The organism is Ruegeria arenilitoris (genome assembly GCF_013030265.1).
Taxonomy (GTDB): domain Bacteria; phylum Pseudomonadota; class Alphaproteobacteria; order Rhodobacterales; family Rhodobacteraceae; genus Ruegeria; species Ruegeria arenilitoris_E.
Window position 1 is genome coordinate 233,546 of sequence record NZ_WPZQ01000007.1, and the last position, 20,453, is coordinate 253,998.

Below are 20,453 nucleotides of genomic sequence, written 5' to 3' on the forward strand. Positions count from 1 at the left end.
CAGATCACTTCTGGATGTTGAAGACATTAGGGCACGACGAGACTAGGACATAAGATGAGCGCACCTTTGCAGGGGCTGAAAGTGGTCGAGCTAGCCAGGATTCTGGCGGGTCCGTGGATCGGTCAGACATTGGCTGATTTGGGGGCCGAAGTCCTCAAGATCGAAAGCCCGGATGGTGATGACACCCGCAAATGGGGGCCGCCATTTATCGAGCGTGACGGAGATCGGACGGCCGCATATTTTCACGCCGCAAATCGAGGAAAGGACAGCATAGCACTGGACTTTGCGGATGCGGAGGACCGGTCAAAATTGCTCGACCTGATCCGCGAGGCGGATGTTCTGGTCGAAAACTTCAAAGTCGGCGGCCTGCAAAAGTTTGGCCTGGATTATGACAGCGTCAAAGAAATCAATCCCCGCCTGATCTACGCCTCTGTTACGGGGTTTGGTCAGGACGGGTCATATGCACATCGTGCCGGTTATGACTTTCTGATCCAGGGCATGAGCGGCATCATGGATCTGACCGGCGATCCACAGGGCGAACCGCAAAAAATCGGTGTGGCTTTTGCGGACATATTCACCGGGCTTTACGGGGTGATCGGAATTCAGGCTGCACTGGCGGAACGAGAAAGATCAGGGCAAGGGCAACATGTGGATCTGAGCCTGCTGGATTGCATGACAGGGGTGTTGGCCAACCAGGCCATGAACTATTTGGCTTCGGGGATTTGCCCGACCCGTCTGGGGAATGCGCATCCAAACATTGTCCCGTATCAGGTGTTCCCGGTTGCGGACGGCCATATCATCATCGCGTGTGGAAATGACCGTCAGTTCGCATCTCTTTGCGGGATTCTGGGGTGTTCCGAACTGGCCGATGATGCGCGGTTTGCAACCAACCCGGATCGCGTGGCCAACCGCTCTGAACTGAGCGATATGCTGACCGAAGCCTGCCAGAAATGGACCAAGGCTGACTTGTTGGCAGCGCTTGAACACGGTGGAGTGCCAGGGGGGCCGATCAATACGGTCGCCGAAGCGCTGAGTGATCCGCAAATTCATCATCGTGTTATGCAGATCGAGCCGGAAGGTGTGCCGGGGCTGCGCACACCAATCCGGTTTTCACGGTCGGCGTTGCGTCTGGACAAAGCATCGCCCAAACGGCCGGTCAGATCATGAGATTTTGCGCAGGATTTTGATCAGGTTGCGTTGCTCGGCGGCGGTCAGGGGTTTCAGCGTTTCGCCCGTGATCTTCTGGCCGACTTCTTTCATCCGTTCAACCAGCGCCTCTCCGGCCGGCGAAAGCGAAATCAAAGTGCGGCGTTTATCGTCCGGATCGGCCTCGGTAATCGTGAAGCCCTTTTGCTTCAAGCGGTCCACAACACCTTTAATCGTCGCGACATCCATGGCGGCCAACCGGCCCAGGCGGTTTTGCGAACATTTGCCGAGCTCGGCAATTCGCACCAGAGCCGCAAATTGAGTGGGCGTCAGGCCTTCCAGGGTGTGCGACTGAAAAATCGAAGCGTGACGCTGATTGGCCAGACGCAACAAATAGCCGACCTGACTGTCGAGCAGATAGCTGTCGTCTGAGTCTGTCATGGTTGCTCCTGACCGGTATTTTCGTTTGTGTTATAATAAACGTCCGGGCGACCGCTACAATAGCCAGGGGTCATACCGCAAGGTAGGAATTGGAAATCTCAGGATTTTCGTCCAGATCCGCGAAACTACCTTCGAACCTCATCTCTCCTTTTTCTATGATATATGCCCGGTCCGAGACCAGCCGTGCAAAATGCAGGTTCTGTTCACTGATCAGTACCGACAAACCTTCGCGTTTCAATTCGGCTATGACACGCGCCATCTGTTCGACAATTACCGGAGCGATCCCCTCGGATGGTTCATCCAGCAAGACCAGTTTGGGGTTGCCCATCAGGGTGCGGGCTATTGTCAGCATCTGCTGTTCACCCCCAGACAACTGCTTGCCGAGGTTTTTCCGACGCTCATCAAGGTTTGGGAACAGCTCGAACAGATGTTCCAGCGTCCATTCCGGGGCACCCGGGCGGGGTGGGCGACGACCGACCTCCAGATTTTCTTCAACGGTCAGATCACCAAATATCCGCCGTTCTTCCGGAACATAGCCGATGCCTGCGCGGCAAATGGCATGGGGCGTGCCACCCAGGATGCTGCGTTCGTCATAGTGAACTGTACCTGCAGTGTGGCGTACCAGCCCCATGACTGATTTCATTGTCGTAGATTTTCCGGCGCCATTGCGCCCCATCAGCGCGACAACTTCGTTCTCTTGGATATTCAAGGAGACGCCGTTTAGAATCTGTGCGCGGCCATACCATGCACCGAGGTTGGTGACTTCAAGCATAGGCACCCTCCGCTTCGAAAACGCTGCCGCCACCCAGATAGACTTCCTGTACCGTGGGGTTTGCCCGGATTTCCGAGCCGTTGCCTTCAGCGATCAATTCACCACGATTCAGGACAAGTATGCGGTGGGCATGGGCAAAAACCACATCCATGTCATGTTCAGTGAAGACGACGCTGACCCCTCCCTTTGCAACGATTTCTGCGGTCAGGGACATTAGCGCAAGCCGCTCGGAAGGGGCCATACCAGCGGTTGGCTCATCCATCAGCAACAAGGCGGGTTCGTGGGCGAGTGCGATCGCCAGTTCCAGCCGTTTGAGATCACCGTAGGCCAGTTCCGAACAGGCGCGCCCGGCCTGATCCTGCATCGAGACGAGCTCCAGCAATGCCATCGCCTCATCCACGTACAAATGTGTCGCACGAGAAAACAGGTCAAACACCCGACGATGATGCGAGATCAGCGCCATCTGCACGTTTTCGACAACTGTCATCGAAAGGAAAGTCGCCGTGATTTGGAACGTGCGGCCTACACCCATTCTCCAGATTTTCCGCGGTGGATGGCCGATCAGGGCCTGGCCACGCAGCGAAACCGAGCCACTATCAGGTTTCAAATACCCGTTCAGCATGTTGAAACAGGTTGTCTTGCCTGCACCGTTTGGGCCGATCAGGGCCAGAAACTCACCTTCGTTCAGATCAAAGCTGACATCCTTGACTGCCTGCACGCCTCCAAAGCGTTTGGAAAGGTCACGTACCTCAAGAACCCGAGTCATGCCCTCTCTCCCTTCAGCATGCGCAACAGTCGCTGAATGCCACCTGCGATTCCATCCGGAGCCAGCAGAACGACGACCAGAATGATGGCGCCGAAGATGAATCGCCAGTAGTCCAGCCGCGTGACCCAGTCCTCAATCAGAACAAAGGCACCGGCACCCAGTATTGGTCCAGCCAGTGCGTGAATACCGCCCACCAACACCATGATCAGGCCGTCGATACTCTGAGCAATCCCCAGACTGTCAGGAAAGACGCTGCCTTTGGAAAAGGCAAATACAACGCCGGCCAAACCTGCAAAGCCTCCGGCCAGAACAAAGCCCATCCATTGGTGGAAGCGGGTATCGACACCGATCGCTTCGGCCCGGGTCTGGCTGTCGCGTATGCCGCGCAGCACATAACCGAAGGGCGAGAATGCCGCGCGGCGCAACATCCAGATACCGCCAACACACAAAACAAAAGCGATATAGAAAAAGACCTTGTCCGAACTGGCCCACTTGGCAGGCCATACCCCAAGGATTCCATCATCGCCTCCGGTAAACTCCTGCCACTGGAAGGTGACACCCCATAGGATTTGAGCGGCGGCCAGCGTGAGCATCGCCAGATACACGCCGGAAAGCCGTACGCAGAACCAGCCAAAGAACAGGGCTGCCATAGCGGCGCAAATCGGGCCAAAGATCATCGCCGGGAGCATTCCAAATCCGAGAAACTTGACGGCCATCGCCGCAGCATATGCCCCGACACCAAAGTAAGCGGCATGCCCGAAGCTGACCATGCCTCCGACGCCCATCATGAAATGCAATGACACTGCAAACAGCGTTGCCACCATTACATCCACCATTAGGACGGTCGTGAAATCGGCGGTGAAGAACGGGCTGAGTGCAAGTACGCCCAAAGCCGCGAAAAGAACCATTGCCGATTTCTGGTCCATCAGCGCCAGAGGCCGCTCGGGTTCTTCTGGCGCGCCTTTCTCGCTGCCCGGTTTTCCGAACAATCCATGAGGCCGGAAGATCAGGACAATCGCCATCACGATAAAGGGCAGGACAATCGAGATTTGGGGGAAAATCAGGATCGCAAACGCATTGAGAACCGAGATGAGAACTGCCGCGACAAATGCCCCTGAAACACTGCCCATACCGCCGATAACGACGACAACGAAGGCTTCGCCGATGATTGAAAGGTCCATTTGCAGCGACACCGCTTCACGCGGAATTTGAAGCGCACCGCCCAGCCCGGCCAGAAATGAACCCAGCACAAAGGCCGCCGAGAACAACCAGGCCTGATTGACGCCAAGCGCGCCGACCATTTCGCGGTCCTGTGTGGCTGCACGGACCAGCACACCCCAGCGCGTCTTGTGGAACAGCAACCAGATCGCCAGCAGCACGACAGGTCCGATCGCAATCAAGGCGAGATCATATTCAGGGATTGGCTCACCCATGATCCGGACCGCTCGATCAAGTCCAGGCGCGCGCGGCCCCAGCAGATCCTCAGCCCCCCAAATCGCCAAAGTCGCATCCTGAAAGATCAGTACGACCCCAAAGGTTGCGACCAGCTGGAACAATTCGGGGGCGTGATAAATGCGGCGCAGGATGGTCAGTTCGATCACCAGACCGATCAGCCCGACGATCATCGCAGCCAGAATCACACTGCCCCAAAAACCGATGATGCTGCCGCTCCAGATTGAGACCAGCGTATATGCGAGATACGCGCCGATCATATAGAACGAACCATGTGCGAAGTTCACGATCCGCGTAACGCCGAAGATGATCGAAAGCCCGGAAGCGATGAGAAACAGCGAAGAAGCATTCGCCAATCCAGTCAGTAGCTGAGCAAAATAGAACCCCATCGGGCCACCGTCCCTTGTTCGTGTTCTTATTGTGGGGCGGGGCAACATATGCCCCGCCGATTTCGGCTTATTCCGCCGGACGCAGGGCTGTTGCGTCTTCTTCACTGGGCAGATAATCGGCCCCATCAGCATAGGCCCAGTCGACCATCACAGGGTTGCCATCCACCATGCCGGTCTTGCCGACATAGGCACCCATCGTGGACTGGTGGTCCGCCGCGCGGAAAGTGAATGGGCCTGTGGGGCTGGTGTCAACGGTAAGTCCCTCCATTGCAGCCAGCAATGCCTCGGTGTCTGTAGAACCGGCTTTCTCGAGTGCAGCAGCAATCGCCAGAACTGAGTTGTAGCCGACTATCGAACCCGTCTTGGGTGCTTCGCCAAATTTCGCGATATAGGCATCGGCAAAGGCTTTGTGGTCGTCGGTCTCGATATCTGTTGATGGATACCCGGTTACGATCCAACCCTCAGGCGCTTCACCCCCCAACGGAGCAAGATACTCGGGCTCACCAGTCAGAAGAGACGCCACATCGCGGTCTTCGAAGAGGAAGCGCAATGACCCTTCACGGACGAATTTTGCCAGATCACCACCAAATGTGACGTTGTAGATCGCATCCGGTTTGGCCGCTTCCAATGCGCGTACAGTTGACCCTGCGTCGATCTTGAACAATGGGGGCCACTGTTCTTCGACAAACTCCACATCAGGGCGCAATTTGGTTAACTCCGATTTGAAAGCCTTCACCGCATCCTGCCCATAAGCATAGTTTGGCGCGACGGTGGCCCATTTCACCGCGTCCAGCTTTGCGGCTTGTTCGGCCAGCATGGCAGCCTGCATGTGGGTCGAGGGGCGCAGCCGGTAGGTGTATTTGTTACCCTTGGACCAAACGATCGCGTCTGACAGAGGTTCGGACGCGAGGAACAGAACCTCTTTCTGTTTGGCGAAATCCGATACGGCCAGGCCGATATTGGACAGGAATGTACCAAAAATCAGCACGGCTCCGTCTTTCGAAACCAATTCTTCAGCGATGCGGATTGCGGTCGCCGGATCCCCGGTATCGTCGCGGCTGATGACTTCCAGTTGTTTGCCATTGACGCCACCTGCGGTGTTGATTTGTTCAACAGCCAGCTGCCAGCCTTTTTTGTAAGGCTCCGTAAAAGCCGGAAGCCGGGTGTAGCTGTTGACTTCGCCCAGCACAATGGTGTCTTGGGCCAAGCCGCTGCCGGCTGTTAAGCCGGTCAATGGCAACGCGGCGAGCGCGCCAAGTACCGTGCGTCTGATCAGATTCATATCTAGTCCTCCCTATGATCATTTTTCACGGCCAGTTGTGCCCGGCTTCTTGGTTGTTGTCAGTGCCAGATTGAGGTCAATTACATTTTTAGCGAAGCCCGTCCTTGCCTTTGGCATCTTCAGAGGTTAGCCCTCCAACGCGTGGCAACGGGCGGCCACTGTCTGTGACCGCTACGGCCACCATGATTTCATTGGCCCGAGGAGCGTCGTTCAGCTGCACTTCGATCCCATCAAAATGAGAACGTACATAGGCCGCATCCTTGTGGCCCAGAGGTACGTCCAGCACTTGTCCGGGACTGCCCATCTTCTTTGATGACGGAACCAGAGCCGCACCTTTCTCGACCTCTTTGCGTAACGGAGCGCCCAGTTTCGGATGCAGGATCGCAGCGGCATGCTCCAACTCGCCGTTTTCACCGACCATCGCTGATTTGCCATAACTTTCGGCTTGTTCCGGTGTGATACCCAGGGCTTCGACGCAACGGCGGCCAAGTAGTGCGCCCAGTTCCGCACCTGTCTCCATCAACGGCGTCAGATCCTCGACATACTGTCCAGCGAACGGGTTTTCGATTACTGCGACGGCCACTGCCTTGCGGGTGGCAGGTGATATCTGCCGTCCTGCCTCGATGTGTGTTTCTTCGATGTTGACGGCAATCTTGCGAATTTTGGTCATCGCAGCCCATCCTCTCCTTTGATATCCCAAGCTTCAAGCCCGCCCGAACGCGAATGAACACGCGGCCCGGTGGTCATGACCAAAGCGAATGCAAGCTCTCCTGCGCGCGGTGCATCGTTGCTTCCGACCTCCATGCTGTCGAAATGACTACGAACGTAAGAAGCGTTGATGTGAGTGATTGGCACATCCAGCCGCGCACCGACGCCACCCACTTTCTTTGAGGACGGGACGATTGCATTTGCCTGGCCCAACAATTGCCGCATCGCGTAGCCACCGGGAGCGTGCCACAGCGCGCCATGCTCCAACTCTCCGGCTTCACCCACAAGAGAACCCTTGCCATAACCCTCGATGATGTCGGGTCCTCCCAGCATGTCGATGAGCTTTTGCGCCATTTCCAGTCCCAGTGGCTTCAGGTCTTCCATGAAGCCCGTGATTTCAGGCTCATAGCGCCCCGCGAACGGGTTGGAGATAATAGCGAGTGCCGATGCGCGGTATAGAGGTTTGTCCGGGGAGGGTCCGCCTTCGTGAAAAACTTCTTCCAGCGAAAAAACCGTTTTCCGCAGTTGAACGTCAGGCATATTCGGGAATCCTTTGTATTGAAGAAGATACCATCCGGGTCGGCCCGATCTGGCAGCTATGACCCTGAAGCGAAAGATGAGCGGCGCTGATCAGGCCCCTGGCTCTCATGTCTTCGGCTGCATCAAGACCGCGCTGCAGGGCGTCGCGGATTACTGGTGCAGTGAGCGCGCCAAATGAAACCGGGACCAGGCGCGTACCCAGATCGGTGTCATCTCGTAGCTCAATGGCCGGGACGCGATGGATTGCGGGGTGATCGGGAAGATCGACGGCATTGGCGATCAAGGTTGCCGCCACATCTGCTTGCGCCGCGCTTTGTGCAAGCACGGTCACGCTGTCAGCAATACCCAGGCTCAGACTGCGCCCACCGCGACCGGATGTGGCTACCCCGCCGATTCTATCTTCGGCGCAAAGAGCGATGCGCCCTAATTCCTGTCCTTCAAGACCGCTCATCGAAATGTTGAAGGTCTGGCCCGGCCCGAGAAAAATGGCTATATCGCCGCCGTTGTTGACGGATGCACGGTTCAGAGATGCGGCATCGCGCATCGCGCTCAGCACGTCGTCGGCAACTGCCCCTGCGACAGCGGCCATGCGAGTGACAAAAACACGAGCATGAGCGCGCGCGGCCTTGTCCATGCGTCGGGCGATCTGGCCATTCGGGTATGGGCAGTCCGAGGTCAGGGGTTGTCGAAGTAGTTCAAGCTCTTCCACCAGTTCCTGCAGCACCGATTGGAACCGGCAGTGCGCGGCCTCAAACGCATGTTCCCGCTCACCTTCGGCGTCGACGATCAGGTCGATCGGCCCATGCTGCAGATGCAGCCGCTGTCCACAAGGAAGTATGGCGGAAACCGGTTTCATCTAGCCCGAAGTGCCTTTCGCCCATCTGTAGTTGGCAGAGGCCATCGGGTCTGGCTGGTTTTGGAACTGATCTACCTTGCGGGTCTCGTCTGAGACAACATCCGCAACGGGCTTGATTTCGTTCATGTGCCCACCCAGTGTCCCGTAGTCACTGACGCGCATGGTGAACTCGATCGGAGCAACAAGGGCAGGGGTCGGCACATATCCGAACGAGCCTGTGGGCATATCCAGGACATCCACCATCACGGTAATCCCACCACCAGGCCAGACAAAAGCTTCGGCCCCGCCGCAGGAGACGAATGTCAGTGAATCCTTGACGGATTTTGTCAGCCGCACCGGGTTTTCGGTGACTCCGGCGCGCAGGCTTCCGCCCGCGCCTCCCATGAACAGAACCGAACAGACCGAAGGTTCGCAATTCTCCGCAATCAGTTCAGCCGATGCCTTGAGCGCTGGAGGGATATCCGCAGACAGTGGTTTCAGATCAGCATCGAGTTCATAATATCCGTATTGTTCACCTGTGGTCGAGACCATCAACAGTTTCAGGCCTTCCCGGGCAAACTTCGCGTTGAAATCACCCAGTATCTTGAGCGGATCCTCAATATCCGTGCCGCCCCAGCCAGTCCCCGGTTCGGCCACATTGAAATAGCGCCCGGGCGTCGAGCGGCGTCCGTTAATTTTGATGCCGGTCGGTTCGACATCCAGCAGTTTGCCAGCCTGATGCTCGGACAGTACTCCGGTGATGTGATCGTCTACCACCACAACATCATCCACGTGATCGACCCACTGCTTGGCAAACATGCCGATCGTGGCGGATCCGCAGCCGACCCGCATCAGCTTTTCCTCGACTCCGTTGATAATGGGTGCTTTACCTGCCTGAACGACGACGGTGGTTTCGTGGCCCTCATCGCCGATCACCATCTCGACAGCCTCGCGGTTGCACAGCCGCAGAAGAGCGTCGCAGGTGACCCGCCCCTCTTTCTTGCTGCCGCCGGTGAGATGTTCAACCCCGCCCAGAGATAGCATTTTCGAGCCGTATTCTGAGGTCATTACATGACCGATCGGTTCGCCATCAACACGGACAATATCGCGCTCGTGCCCGATGTGACGGTCGGTGTCGATCTTAACCTTCACGCCGCAATACGAGAAAATCCCTTCAGTCACGACCGTGACCATGTCCACACCTTCGACCTCCTGGCTGACGATGAAGGGGGCGGGTTTATAGTCCGGATATGTCGTACCTGCGCCCACAGCGGTCACAAATGGCCGTTTACCCTGAACTATGTCACCGTCCCAGTCATTCGGGCCGGAGCTGTCCTTCATGAACGGCACAAGCCGGGTGTTTTCAGTACTTTCGATGATGGTCAGCGCGTCGAGGCGTACCAGATCTCCACCATGGTTGGCATAGCGATCGCATGCTCCGGCTTTGCCGTCTGCGATGAAGCACATCACCGGGCAGGCGTCGCATCGGATTTTCTCCGGCTTTGCACGATCAGTTGCCATTCTCGTTTTCCTTGATTGCCGCGCGCAGTCGGGAGGGTGTCGCGGGAAGTCGTTTCAACCGGACACCGCAGGCGCGTTTAATTGCATTCAGAAGAGCGGGCGCAGTTGGAATAAGCACATGCTCACCCAACCCTTTGGCGCCGTAAGGGCCATGGGCGTCTTCTTCTTCGATGATGATCGTTTCGATCGGAGGAATGTCACCTATGGTTGGGATCAGATAGTCGTGCAGGTTTTCGGTGCGGCCCGGGAGGTATTCCTCCATCAGCGTCATACCAAGCCCCTGGGCAATGCCGCCCTGCACCTGTCCTTCTACCAGCATCGGGTTGATTGCCTTGCCGACATCATGGGAGGCGAAGAATTTCACAGGTTTCACAGTGCCCAGCTTTGTGTCCACTTCGACCACCGCCAGATGCGCGGCATAGCCGAATTGTGCGTAGGGCACGCCCTGACCGTTTTCGTCCAATGGCTTGGTTGGCGGGTCATAGGTTTCCTCAGCCCGCAGGACATATCCCTCTGCATCGGCGGCGAGCGTGCTGAGGTCGATCCGGTGGGATTGTCCGTTTTCGTTCACCTCTAGCATACCTGCTGAAAACGTGATCTTTGCATCCGGCCCGGCATTCACACGGGCCAGAATCTGCGCGCGCAATGCTTCACCTGACAGGCGCGCGGCGCTGCCCGATACATAGGTCTGACGTGATGCAGATGTTTTGCCCGCGTCCGGCGTGACGTCCGTATCGCTACCGATCAGCTCGATTAACTCAACAGGAACTCCCAAAGCCGTTGCAAAGATTTGAGTGATGACCGTGTTTGCACCCTGACCGATATCCATCGCCCCCTGATGCAGAACCAAAGTGCCGTCCGCCCGAATGCCGGACTTTATGGTCGAAGGGTTGGGCAGAGAGGTGTTGCCGCACCCATACCAGCCCGCAGAAACGCCGACGCCGCGCCTGAGAGTATCATTGCGCGCGTTGAATGCCTCTGCCGCGTCACGTTCCGCTTTCCATGCGGGTTGCAACGCCTCGAGGCAAGCGCGAATGCCGACACCCTGCTCGAAGACCTGACCGCAAACTGTAGGTGTTCCATTTTCAAGGGCATTTCGAATGCGAAACTCAAGCGGGTCCATATTCAGTTTGTCCGCCAGCTCGTCAAACAGGCTTTCCTGAGCAATTGCGGATTGAGGAACACCAAATCCACGAAACGCCCCGGACGGCGGACAGTGCGTGTGAATGCCTTTGGCCTCGGCGCGATAGTCCGCAATTTTGTAGGGGCCTGAGGCGTGGACCGGCACCCGATTTGCGACGGTTGGCCCCCAACTTGCATAAGCACCTGTGTTGAACAGACCGTCAAATGTCATGCCGCTGACCCGGCCATCGTTTGTAGCGCCAATCGTTACCCAAATGTCCGACGGATGGCGTTTGGTTGTCGATTGCATAGACTCGGTGCGTGAGTATGTCAGACGAACAGGTTTTCCGGTTCGTAAGGCTGCAAGAGCAAGATAGGGCTGCACCGAAAGGTCAAGTTTGGAGCCGAACCCTCCTCCGACACCCGTCGGTATGATGCGTATTTGATCACGGGGCATGCCCAGAACGATTTCCAGCGAATCCAGATCCATGACCGGTGCTTGAGTACATGCATGCACTTCAACGCGGCCATCCACGATCTCGGCATATCCGGCTTCCGGCTCAATATAGCCATGCTCGATGAAACCTGAGCGAAAGTAACCTTCGGCAACCACGTCAGCCCGCGCGATGGCTTCATCCGGGTCACCGCATTTGACGAATCCGCCACACATGACGTTGCCGTCACGCCCGTCATGCAACTGCGGCGCCTCTGGTGTCATTGCTTCCTGAATAAGCAGGGAAGCCGAGCGCTCGTCCCAGCTTACAGGGAAGGAGTTCGGATCGAAGGTCGCCATCATCTCAGGTGTACCAACAACTGCGGCAACCGCCTCGCCGCGAAACCGCGCCTCGGTTTCAGCAAATACCGGCTGGTCGGCGAAATCGGGGATTACACCAAATATGTTACGGCCCGGAACATCGGTTGCTGTCAGAACCGCCTCGACGCCCGAAGTATCCTGAACCCATGTTTGCAAATCCCCAAAGGTGAAACCCGCCCGATGATAGGGCGAGCGGATTACGGCGATTTCCAGCGTGCCAGATGGTGCGACATCGTCGCCAAACAGCTCAGCCCCGGTCACCTTGTCATGGCCATCCACCCGGCGGATGGCATCTCCTGCATGACCGATGGATGGTGTCGGTTCAGTTGCGGTTCCTGCTGCAACCACTGCATCGATGATCTTGCGATATCCGGTGCAGCGACAGAGGACGCCTCCAAGCGCATCCTGAACCTGTTGAACGTCTGGTTGGGGCGTCTCGCGAAGCAACGCAACAGCTGCAGTCATCATTCCGGGCGTGCAGATCCCACATTGGGCGGCACCATGGTTCTGAAAACTCGTTGCAAGCTGTTTCGTGATCAGATCGTTCTGTGATAGTCCGCCGAGCGTTTCAACCGAGCGACCTGCGACCTGTTGTGCCGGCATAAGGCAAGCACAGACAGGATCACCATCGACAAGTACTGTACACGCGCCACAGTCTCCGGCATTGCACCCAATCTTGACGTCACGCGCGTTGAGACGCTCGCGAAGAGTATCAGAAAGACGTTCGCCAACCCGGGCAACTATACTGGCGACCTGCCCGTTCAGAAGGAATTCGGTTGTGATTTCATCGGCCGGCTTATCCATGGAACTGACCCGCCTCTTTGATCGCTCTGGCACATTGTTCTGCGGCAGCTTCCAGCCGGTATCCGGCACTGCCGCGAACGTCATCAATCGGGCTGAGAGAGTTCAGATGATCCGGGCTGACCCTGACATCTTCGATCTGTTGACCAATTAACTCCTGCTCGAGTTCGGGCAGACGTTGCGCCACTGCGGAACACGCCCCCACTGCGACACGTGCGTGAGCGATGCAGCCATCCTGATCCAGACCTATGACCACCGAGGTCATCGTGATCGAGATTACCAGATACCGTCGTGCACCCAGTTTCTCAAAATGTCCGACGGATCCTTTTGGCGGATCGGGCAGATAGATCGCGGTAACCATCTCGTCATCTGCCAGCGCAGTCCGGCGCACGCCGGTAACGAAATCCTGTAGCGGAAGTTCCTGAACCCCGCGGACCGAGCCAATTTCTATGCTGGCATCCAAGGTCAGAAGGGGCGGAACGCCATCTGCTGCCGGAGACGCATTACACAGGTTTCCGGCAACCGTTCCGCTGTTCTGAATTTGCAGGCTTCCAACCTCACGGGCTGCGGCTTGCAATCCGCGAAACGCAGGGGGCAGATTTGCACGCGCTACGTCCGTCCAGCGTGTCGCTGCCCCTATTTTCCAGCGCTTTTGGTCAAAGGTGACGCCTGCAATCCCGTCAATCCGGGTGACATCCATCATATCGGTACACAATTCGTGACGCTGCCGGGATGGAAAGAAGTCTGTTCCACCGGCGATTATGGCAAGGTCCTGAGAGGCGAGCATACTGAATGCTTCGTCAAATGAACCTGGTGTTAGATACCGCAATGCTGTCATTCCTGATGGCGAGCTTTCTGTTTGTATACTAATGATATTAGGCAATCGAAAAAAAAGTCAACGATTTGTTTGAGGATCATTTGTTCTTCCGTGGAAGGCTGGCGCTGGGGGCTGCAATTTCACCAAGATTGCCGCCTACTGTCATATTTTTATGGCTCAACGAACCAGATGGCGGTTCCATTGGCCATTGCGTCGGGCTGGCTGCTCTTACTTGGGCGAGTCAAAGAAATGCTAATTCCGGAACTCACTTTTCATCAGTAATTCGTTGACACACTAACATTCCCTAGCAACTATAGTGATCGATCACTCACCTAGATGTGAATCCACTGGCGGATCAAAATCGACCGCTTGATGTCAAAAGGGAGGAAGAAATGAATAAGTTCAAATTGATGCTGGCAAGCGTTGCGATAACTGCATTGACCGCAGGCGCCTCAGTTGCGCAGGAAAAGGTGCGAATCGCATTCATCGATCCGCTATCCGGCCCATTCGCAACCACCGGCACGCAAGGGTTGGCTATCTACCGCCACAGCGTCAAAGAGCTGGTTAACGAGCCCGGTGCTTTGCTAGAGGGGCAAGCCGAATTTGAGATGGTACCCTTTGACAACAAGATCAGCGCCAAGGAATCATTGATCCAGCTACAAGTGGCGATGGATCAGGGTATCCGCATCATTGCGCAGGGCGCATCTTCTGGTGTTGCCAACGCACTGACCGAAGCGGTAGCGAAGCACAATCGCCGCAACCCCGATGATCCGGTCATCTTCCTCAACCACTCAGCTGTGGATCCAGCCCTGACAAACGACAAGTGTCAGTTCTGGCATTTTCGTTTTGATGCGAATGCTGACATCAAGATGGACGCCCTGACTGACGACATTGCAGCCAACCCGGACATCAAAAAGGTCTATATCATCGGCCAGGACTATTCCTTCGGCAAAGCCGTTGCGGCAGCGGCTCAAAGATTTCTTAAGGAGAAGCGTCCTGATATCGAGATCGTCGGGAATGAGTTGCACCCGATCGGCAAGGTCAAGGATTTCACACCTTACGCGCGCAAGATTGTAGGCTCGGGCGCAGACGCAGTGATCACCGGCAACTGGGGCGGTGACATGGTCGGTCTCGGCAAGGCGGTCATGGGCGCAGGCTTCGACAAGCCCATCTACACCTACTATGGCGCAACGTCCGGCATTACGGCAGCTTTTGGCGAAGAGGGTGACGGCATCGTAAAACTGGTTGGCGCCGGTCAGGTCAATCCTCCGGCAACCCCGGAAGCTCAGGAATTCGTTGCTGCGTTTTATGAAACCTTCCCGGATCTCGATTTTGGCCAACCGCAAATGGCAAACGTCGCCCCGATGCTGGCCGCTGCCATCAACGAGGTGGGCAATGCAACGGATATCAAAGCAATCGCCTATGCTCTGGAAGGTATGGAGTACGACAGTATCGTAACCGGCAAGACCGTCATGCGCGACAGCGATCATCAGGTGATCCAGACCGTGACGGTGCAGGGACAGACACCAGACGATATCTTGTTCGAGTATGACAAATCGGGCCGCGGCATGGTTGCCGAAACCGTTGTGGAGATGGCCTCTGCAGACTCGTCCACAACGTGCGAGATGAAGCGCCCTTAACCTTCTCACCACTCTGGCGGCCCATCTGCGTTCAGGCGGGCTGCTGGATCACCACTCTATCAATGCAGGGAGACAAGCAATGGCGCTGTTCCTCGTGAACGTGTTGGATGGGTTTGTGACCGGACTGTTGCTGTTCATGCTATGCAGCGGCCTGACACTTATCTTTTCCATGATGGGCGTTCTGAATTTTGCCCATGCCAGTTTTTACATGCTGGGTGCCTATTTCGCCTATCAGATCAGTCTGGTCACGGGATTCTGGGTCGGCCTGATCATCGCGCCAATTATTGTCGGGATCATCGGAGCCTTCATCGAACGTTACGGGCTCAGACGGGTGCATAAATATGGACATGTGCCCGAACTGATATTCACCTTCGGTCTTGCCCTGCTGATCGAAGAGACGGTTCAGTTCTTCTGGGGCAAAAGCCAGCTTCCGTTTTCAGAACCTGCAGCGCTGGACTTTGCTGCGTTTTCAATCGCCGGCAATTCTTTCCCAGCCTACAAACTCTTTATGATCTTTGTTGCGATGGGAATCTTCCTGACACTGCTTTACATCCTGACCAAGACCCGGATCGGCATGACCATTCAGGCTGCGCTCAACTATCCCGAAACCGTTCAGAATCTTGGCCACAACGTGCCTTTGGTGTTCATGTGTGTCTTTGGCGTTGGCACGGCCATGGCAGGTCTGGCCGGAGTCATCGCAGGGCCGGTTCTGGGGGTTTTCCCCGGGATGGCAGTGCAACTGGGATCAATCGTCTTCGTCACTATCGTGATCGGCGGGCTCGGGTCGCTTTGGGGTGCGTTGGTCGCATCCCTGATTATCGGCTGGATGCAGACCTTTGCCACAGCGTATGACATTACGGCCGAGCAGGTGCTGACCGCTATCGGCTTTACCAAGCCTGAATTGATCTGGGATCATCCGCTGCAGGATCTGTGGACCCTGACATTGCCGCAGTTGGGGCCGATCCTGCCCTATCTGCTGATGATCATCGTACTTGTTCTGCGCCCGCAAGGTTTGATGGGGAATCGCGAGTCATGAGTATCGCAAGTAAGACCCCTCTGACAGCGGGTACGGCGCGGCTGATTTCGCTGTCGACAACGGTACCCTGGGCCTTCGCTGTGCTATTTCTTCTGTGCCTGCCCTTGGTGTTTCAGACCAGTTCGGCACTCACAATCATGAACCAGATGGCCATCACCATCGTTTTTGCGCTCAGCTACAACATGTTGCTGGGGCAGGGGGGAATGCTGTCCTTTGGCCACGCGGTCTATATGGGCCTTGGCGGATTTTTTGCCATGCATGTGATGAACATGGTCGAAGACGGTTTGTGGTTGCCACTGCCGCTTCTGCCGGTTGTCGGTGGCTTGTTTGGCTTGGCATTTGCCTTCCTCATCGGCAGTTTTTCAACGCGCCGCGCCGGAACCGTATTTGCGATGATCTCACTGGGTGTCGGCGAACTGATCGCCGCCTGTTCGGTCATCATCGTTGTGTTCTTTGGTGGTGAGGAGGGGATTTCGGGTGATCGCACCATGGGCCCGCCGGTCTTTGGCTATGAGTTCCTGACTCAGCAAGAGGTCTATTACCTGACCATCTTCTGGCTGCTGCTGGCCACGTTGTTGATGTATCTGTTTTCGCGCACGCCTATCGGTCGGATCGCCAACGCAGTACGCGACAATGAAGAGCGCGCCGAATTTCTGGGCTACTCTCAACGCAATGTGCGCTGGATTTCCTTCTGTGCTTCGGGCTTTTTTGCCGGGGTGGCAGGATCCTTGTTTGCTATCAATTTCGAAATCCTGACCGAAGAAAACCTGAATCTTGCCACCTCTGGTTCAATTCTGCTGGTGACGTTCATTGGTGGGGCTGGCTTTTTTGTTGGGCCGATCATCGGTGCCGTGGTTTTCACTCTGCTGCAAACGGTTCTGGGGCTACATACCGAGCTTTGGGCGCTGTATCTGGGTATCCTGTTTGTTGCCTGTGTGATGTTCTTTCCATCTGGCTTTGCCGGGCTGATAGCGATGCACCGCCGACCGTTCTCACTTGGTAAACTGCACCTGCTGATCAAGCCATATCTCAAAGTTGCGATCCCCTCGACCACCAGTGTTTTGTCATTGGCGGCCATTCTGGAAATCCTGTTTCACAAGCGCCACGGCTATGGCGGAGATCACGGGATGGAGCTGTATGGGATCGCTTTTGACAGCGGCGGCTATCACGCCATCGCCTTTTCGGCGCTCATCGCTGCCATATCCCTGTTTCTCGTGTCACTTGTGCTGCCGGAAATCCGGGCCGTCTGGGAAGAAGCAAACCACGCAGGAGGTCGGGGATGAGCGTTCCGGCAATCGAGCTGAAAAAACTTCAGAAGAGCTTTGGCCTGGCCAGCATCATTCAGGGTGTGGATCTGCAGATCGCAAAAGGTGAGCGGCACGCGATTATCGGTCCAAACGGGGCCGGGAAATCCACGCTGTTCAATCTGATCACGGGTCGCTTTGCGCCAACTTCAGGTGGGGTATTCCTTCACGGTGAAGAGGTCAGCGGTATGAAGCCGTTTGAGATCAATCGCCGTGGCCTCAGCCGGTCTTTCCAGATCACCAACATCTTTCCGAACATGACCGTATTCGAAAATATCCGCTGTGGGTTGTTGTGGACGATGGGGTATCGCTATTCCTTTTGGCACATGATCGGGCGGCAGCATGATGTTACTGAAAAGGCTGATGAGATCCTTGAGCAGATCAATCTGACCCAGCGCCGGAATGAACTGGCGGGAACGCTGGCCTATGCCGAACAGCGCGCGTTGGAGATTGGGATTACCATTGCTGGCGGAGCGGACATCATTCTGCTGGATGAACCTTGCGCGGGTATGAGTCATTCGGAGACCGATTTGATAGTCGACCTGATCCGCAAGGTGACCGAAGGCAAGACACTCATGATCGTCGAGCACGACATGGGCGTGATTTTCGATCTGGCCGACAAGATTTCGGTTCTGGTCTACGGCGAGGTGATCGAGTCTGAAACGCCGGACATCGTGCGCGCCTCGGCCAAGGTGAAAGAGGCCTATCTGGGCGCAAGTTTGGAAGAGGAGGCGGTGTGATGCTTCAGGTCACTGACTTGCACGCCTATTACGGTAAGAGCCACATCTTGCAGGGGGTCAACCTCGAGGTGGGCGAGGGTGAGATCGTCTCGCTGCTGGGTCGCAACGGGGTCGGGCGATCGACCACCTGCAAGGCCATCATGGGAGAGGTCGCGCCACATGGTTCGATCCGCTTTCGCGGGGATGAACTTGCCGGGCGCAAGAGCTTTGAAATCGCCAAGGCAGGCATCGGTTATGTACCTGAAAACAGGGATATCTTTCCTGGCCTCACGACCCGGCAGAACCTGATGCTGGGCCTGAAACCGGGGCAGAAAGACGGCGATGGTCGATGGCGCATGGAGGACATGTTCGAGATGTTCCCCAACCTGCGCCGCCGCGCAGATGTGGATGCATCGGTCATGTCGGGTGGTGAAAAGCAAATGCTCACCATCTGTCGCGCGCTCATGGGGGATCCCGACTTTATCATGATCGATGAGCCAACCGAAGGTCTGGCCCCAAAGATCGTTGAGCAAGTCGGAGATCTGCTTGTGCAGATCGCCGAGCGGGGCGTTTCGATCTTGTTGGTTGAACAAAAGCTGACCATTGCCTTGCGCGTGACCAACCGGGTCTATGTCATGGGTCATGGCCACATGGTCTATGAGGGTACGCCACAGGATCTGAAGGAAAATGCTGACATCCGACAGGAATGGTTGGAGGTCTGACGATTTAGCTCTGTAGTGCCGGGGCAGTTGACAAGGTCAACGGGAGCCTGATCCAGGCTCCGTTTCATGTGATTATTTCTTCAGGAACGGGCCTATGACCTTGAAGAATTTCTTGCCATAGGGTGGTCGCAGGGCCTTGAAAACACCATCCATGTTGATCTGCTTGAAAACAGCTTTTGCATGACTGAAGCGTTTGAAGCCGTGGATACCGTGATATGAACCCATGCCGCTGGCCCCGACACCGCCGAAAGGCAGCGACATCTGAGTCATATGCATGATGGTGTCGTTGATTGTGGCACCACCGGAAATGGTGTTTTCCACCACCTTTTGTTGCTCAGCCTTGTCCCGGGCGAACACATAGGTCGCAAGGGGGCGCGCGCGATCATTGGCAAAGGCAATCGCTTCATCCAGCGAGTCATAAGGCAGGATGGGCAAGACTGGCCCAAATATCTCGTCCTTCATGGCTTCAAGTTCCGGGTCGGCGTCGATGATCAGGGTCAGAGGCAGGATTTTCTCGTTCGAGGCGGAAAAGTCCTCGTTTGCCGGGTTCACCTCGACGATACGCGCACCGGCGGACCGGGCCTGTTCGACCAGCCCTTTGAGCCGTTCGAACTGCCGATCCGAGATGATGTGGGTGCAATCGGGGTTGCCGGACAGGGTTGGAAGCGACTCGGCGACCTTGGCGGCAAAGGCGGTCGCGAACTCCTCCATCCGGGGGCGTGGGACCAGAATATAATCCGGCGCAAGGCAGACCTGACCGGCGTTGAAAATCTTGCCTGCTGCCAGCCGGGCGACCGTTATTTCCATATCTGCGCTGGGGGCGATGAAGGCCGGGTTCTTGCCGCCCAGTTCCAGTGTGGTTGGGACCATGTTCTCGGCCGCAGCGCGCAAGACATGTGGCCCGATGGTGCTGGCGCCAGTGAACAGCAGGTGGTCGAATGGCAGACCGGTAAAGGCCTGAGCCACTTCAATGCCGCCAGTGGCTACGGCAACTTCATGCGAGGCAAACTTGGCCTCGAGGAGCGATTTCATCAGGTCCGAAGTCCGGGGAGTGTACTCCGACGGCTTCAGCATGACCGAGTTGCCTGCGGCGAAGGCCTCGGCCATTGGTCCGATGGACAGGATAATGGGAAAGTTCCACGGGCTGATGATACCAATCACGCCCAGCGGTTGATAGTGAATCTGTGCGTGGGCGCCCAAAAGGCCCAAGGGAAATTCGGGTGAGGCTTTCTCAGGGCGCATCCAGCGGTCCAAGTTCTTCCGCGCGAACTTGATCTCTTTCAGGGTGCCCACAATATCAGCCGCGATTGTCTCATGCCGTGATCGGTTCCCAAAGTCTGCGGAAATGGCGTCGATAATGTCATCCTGGTTATCTACGATCAGATCAATCAGACGCGTCAGGCGATATTTCCGCTCGGACGCGCTTGGCGCGCCATGGATGGCCTGATGGGTCTTTTGTGTTTCCAGTAGCGTCGAGAGGCGTTCGAAGGGATTGGAGTTGTGCTCGTTCACTTGGGCCTCCTGTTTGGTCCTGCGGGCGTAGCTAACCTTATCGCTGGTTGGTGCGCCTGTTCCAATTCCTGAATCAACAGCCTGGGTTTTCATTTGTTTATGCCGGACCGCGAT

General features: G+C 56.3%; 18 protein-coding genes. 6 read left to right on the plus strand and 12 right to left on the minus strand.

Annotation, left to right across the window (positions count from 1 at the left end; translation table 11 throughout):
• Window positions 1-54 precede the first annotated feature (54 nt).
• Window positions 55-1,167: a CaiB/BaiF CoA transferase family protein gene (locus tag GOX61_RS14430; protein WP_170334790.1), complete on the plus strand. Its 1,113-nt coding sequence runs from the start codon at window positions 55-57 to the stop codon at window positions 1,165-1,167.
• Here GOX61_RS14430 and GOX61_RS14435 read toward each other — a convergent pair.
• The 11 genes from GOX61_RS14435 to GOX61_RS14485 all read right to left on the minus strand — a co-directional run bounded on the left by GOX61_RS14435 (window position 1,162) and on the right by GOX61_RS14485 (window position 13,427).
• Window positions 1,162-1,587: a MarR family winged helix-turn-helix transcriptional regulator gene (locus tag GOX61_RS14435; RefSeq protein WP_170334792.1), complete on the minus strand. Its 426-nt coding sequence runs from the start codon at window positions 1,585-1,587 to the stop codon at window positions 1,162-1,164. The two genes, GOX61_RS14430 and GOX61_RS14435, sit on opposite strands and share 6 nt — an antisense overlap.
• 70 nt (window positions 1,588-1,657) lie before the next feature.
• Window positions 1,658-2,359, minus strand: a complete 702-nt coding sequence (locus tag GOX61_RS14440) for an ABC transporter ATP-binding protein (RefSeq protein ID WP_170334793.1) — start codon at window positions 2,357-2,359, stop codon at window positions 1,658-1,660.
• Window positions 2,352-3,125: an ABC transporter ATP-binding protein gene (locus tag GOX61_RS14445; protein ID WP_170334795.1), complete on the minus strand. Its 774-nt coding sequence runs from the start codon at window positions 3,123-3,125 to the stop codon at window positions 2,352-2,354. The genes GOX61_RS14440 and GOX61_RS14445 overlap by 8 nt, the downstream gene beginning before the upstream one ends.
• Window positions 3,122-4,966 carry an ABC transporter permease gene (locus GOX61_RS14450; RefSeq protein ID WP_170334797.1) on the minus strand — a complete coding sequence of 615 codons (1,845 nt, stop codon included), beginning with the start codon at window positions 4,964-4,966 and terminating at the stop codon, window positions 3,122-3,124. The genes GOX61_RS14445 and GOX61_RS14450 overlap by 4 nt, the downstream gene beginning before the upstream one ends.
• Window positions 4,967-5,033: 67 nt before the next feature.
• Window positions 5,034-6,248, minus strand: coding sequence for an ABC transporter substrate-binding protein (locus GOX61_RS14455; RefSeq protein ID WP_155149575.1), 1,215 nt, complete (start codon window positions 6,246-6,248; stop codon window positions 5,034-5,036).
• 88 nt (window positions 6,249-6,336) lie between these two features.
• Window positions 6,337-6,918 carry an amino acid synthesis family protein gene (locus GOX61_RS14460; protein WP_170334799.1) on the minus strand — a complete coding sequence of 194 codons (582 nt, stop codon included), beginning with the start codon at window positions 6,916-6,918 and terminating at the stop codon, window positions 6,337-6,339.
• Window positions 6,915-7,496: an amino acid synthesis family protein gene (locus GOX61_RS14465; RefSeq protein ID WP_170334801.1), complete on the minus strand. Its 582-nt coding sequence runs from the start codon at window positions 7,494-7,496 to the stop codon at window positions 6,915-6,917. Before GOX61_RS14465 ends, GOX61_RS14460 begins: the two co-directional genes overlap by 4 nt.
• A complete protein-coding gene (locus tag GOX61_RS14470) occupies window positions 7,489-8,352 on the minus strand; it encodes a UPF0280 family protein (protein WP_170334803.1) in 864 nt (287 codons plus the stop codon). Before GOX61_RS14470 ends, GOX61_RS14465 begins: the two co-directional genes overlap by 8 nt.
• Window positions 8,353-9,852 carry a 6-hydroxynicotinate reductase gene (locus GOX61_RS14475; RefSeq protein ID WP_170334805.1) on the minus strand — a complete coding sequence of 500 codons (1,500 nt, stop codon included), beginning with the start codon at window positions 9,850-9,852 and terminating at the stop codon, window positions 8,353-8,355. It abuts the gene before it with no gap.
• Window positions 9,842-12,592 carry a molybdopterin-dependent oxidoreductase gene (locus GOX61_RS14480; RefSeq protein ID WP_170334807.1) on the minus strand — a complete coding sequence of 917 codons (2,751 nt, stop codon included), beginning with the start codon at window positions 12,590-12,592 and terminating at the stop codon, window positions 9,842-9,844. The genes GOX61_RS14475 and GOX61_RS14480 overlap by 11 nt, the downstream gene beginning before the upstream one ends.
• Window positions 12,585-13,427 carry an FAD binding domain-containing protein gene (locus GOX61_RS14485; RefSeq protein WP_170334809.1) on the minus strand — a complete coding sequence of 281 codons (843 nt, stop codon included), beginning with the start codon at window positions 13,425-13,427 and terminating at the stop codon, window positions 12,585-12,587. Before GOX61_RS14485 ends, GOX61_RS14480 begins: the two co-directional genes overlap by 8 nt.
• A gap of 371 nt (window positions 13,428-13,798) precedes the next feature.
• Between GOX61_RS14485 and GOX61_RS14490 the strand changes: the two genes are divergently transcribed.
• The 5 genes from GOX61_RS14490 to GOX61_RS14510 all read left to right on the plus strand — a co-directional run bounded on the left by GOX61_RS14490 (window position 13,799) and on the right by GOX61_RS14510 (window position 18,827).
• Entirely contained in the window at window positions 13,799-15,046 is a 1,248-nt protein-coding gene (locus tag GOX61_RS14490; protein ID WP_170334811.1) for a branched-chain amino acid ABC transporter substrate-binding protein, read from the plus strand.
• A 79-nt stretch (window positions 15,047-15,125) separates the two neighbouring features.
• A complete protein-coding gene (locus tag GOX61_RS14495; protein ID WP_170334813.1) occupies window positions 15,126-16,082 on the plus strand; it encodes a branched-chain amino acid ABC transporter permease in 957 nt (318 codons plus the stop codon).
• Window positions 16,079-17,365 carry a branched-chain amino acid ABC transporter permease gene (locus GOX61_RS14500; protein WP_170334815.1) on the plus strand — a complete coding sequence of 429 codons (1,287 nt, stop codon included), beginning with the start codon at window positions 16,079-16,081 and terminating at the stop codon, window positions 17,363-17,365. Before GOX61_RS14495 ends, GOX61_RS14500 begins: the two co-directional genes overlap by 4 nt.
• Entirely contained in the window at window positions 17,362-18,126 is a 765-nt protein-coding gene (locus GOX61_RS14505; protein WP_155149595.1) for an ABC transporter ATP-binding protein, read from the plus strand. Before GOX61_RS14500 ends, GOX61_RS14505 begins: the two co-directional genes overlap by 4 nt.
• Window positions 18,126-18,827 (plus strand): ABC transporter ATP-binding protein, encoded by a 702-nt coding sequence (locus GOX61_RS14510; protein WP_170334817.1) that lies wholly within the window; start codon window positions 18,126-18,128, stop codon window positions 18,825-18,827. Before GOX61_RS14505 ends, GOX61_RS14510 begins: the two co-directional genes overlap by 1 nt.
• A gap of 72 nt (window positions 18,828-18,899) precedes the next feature.
• Here GOX61_RS14510 and GOX61_RS14515 read toward each other — a convergent pair whose 3' ends face one another.
• The gene (locus GOX61_RS14515) at window positions 18,900-20,339 is read right to left on the minus strand and encodes a coniferyl aldehyde dehydrogenase (protein ID WP_217353869.1); all 1,440 of its coding nucleotides are present in this window, start codon (window positions 20,337-20,339) and stop codon (window positions 18,900-18,902) included.
• Window positions 20,340-20,453 lie beyond the last annotated feature (114 nt).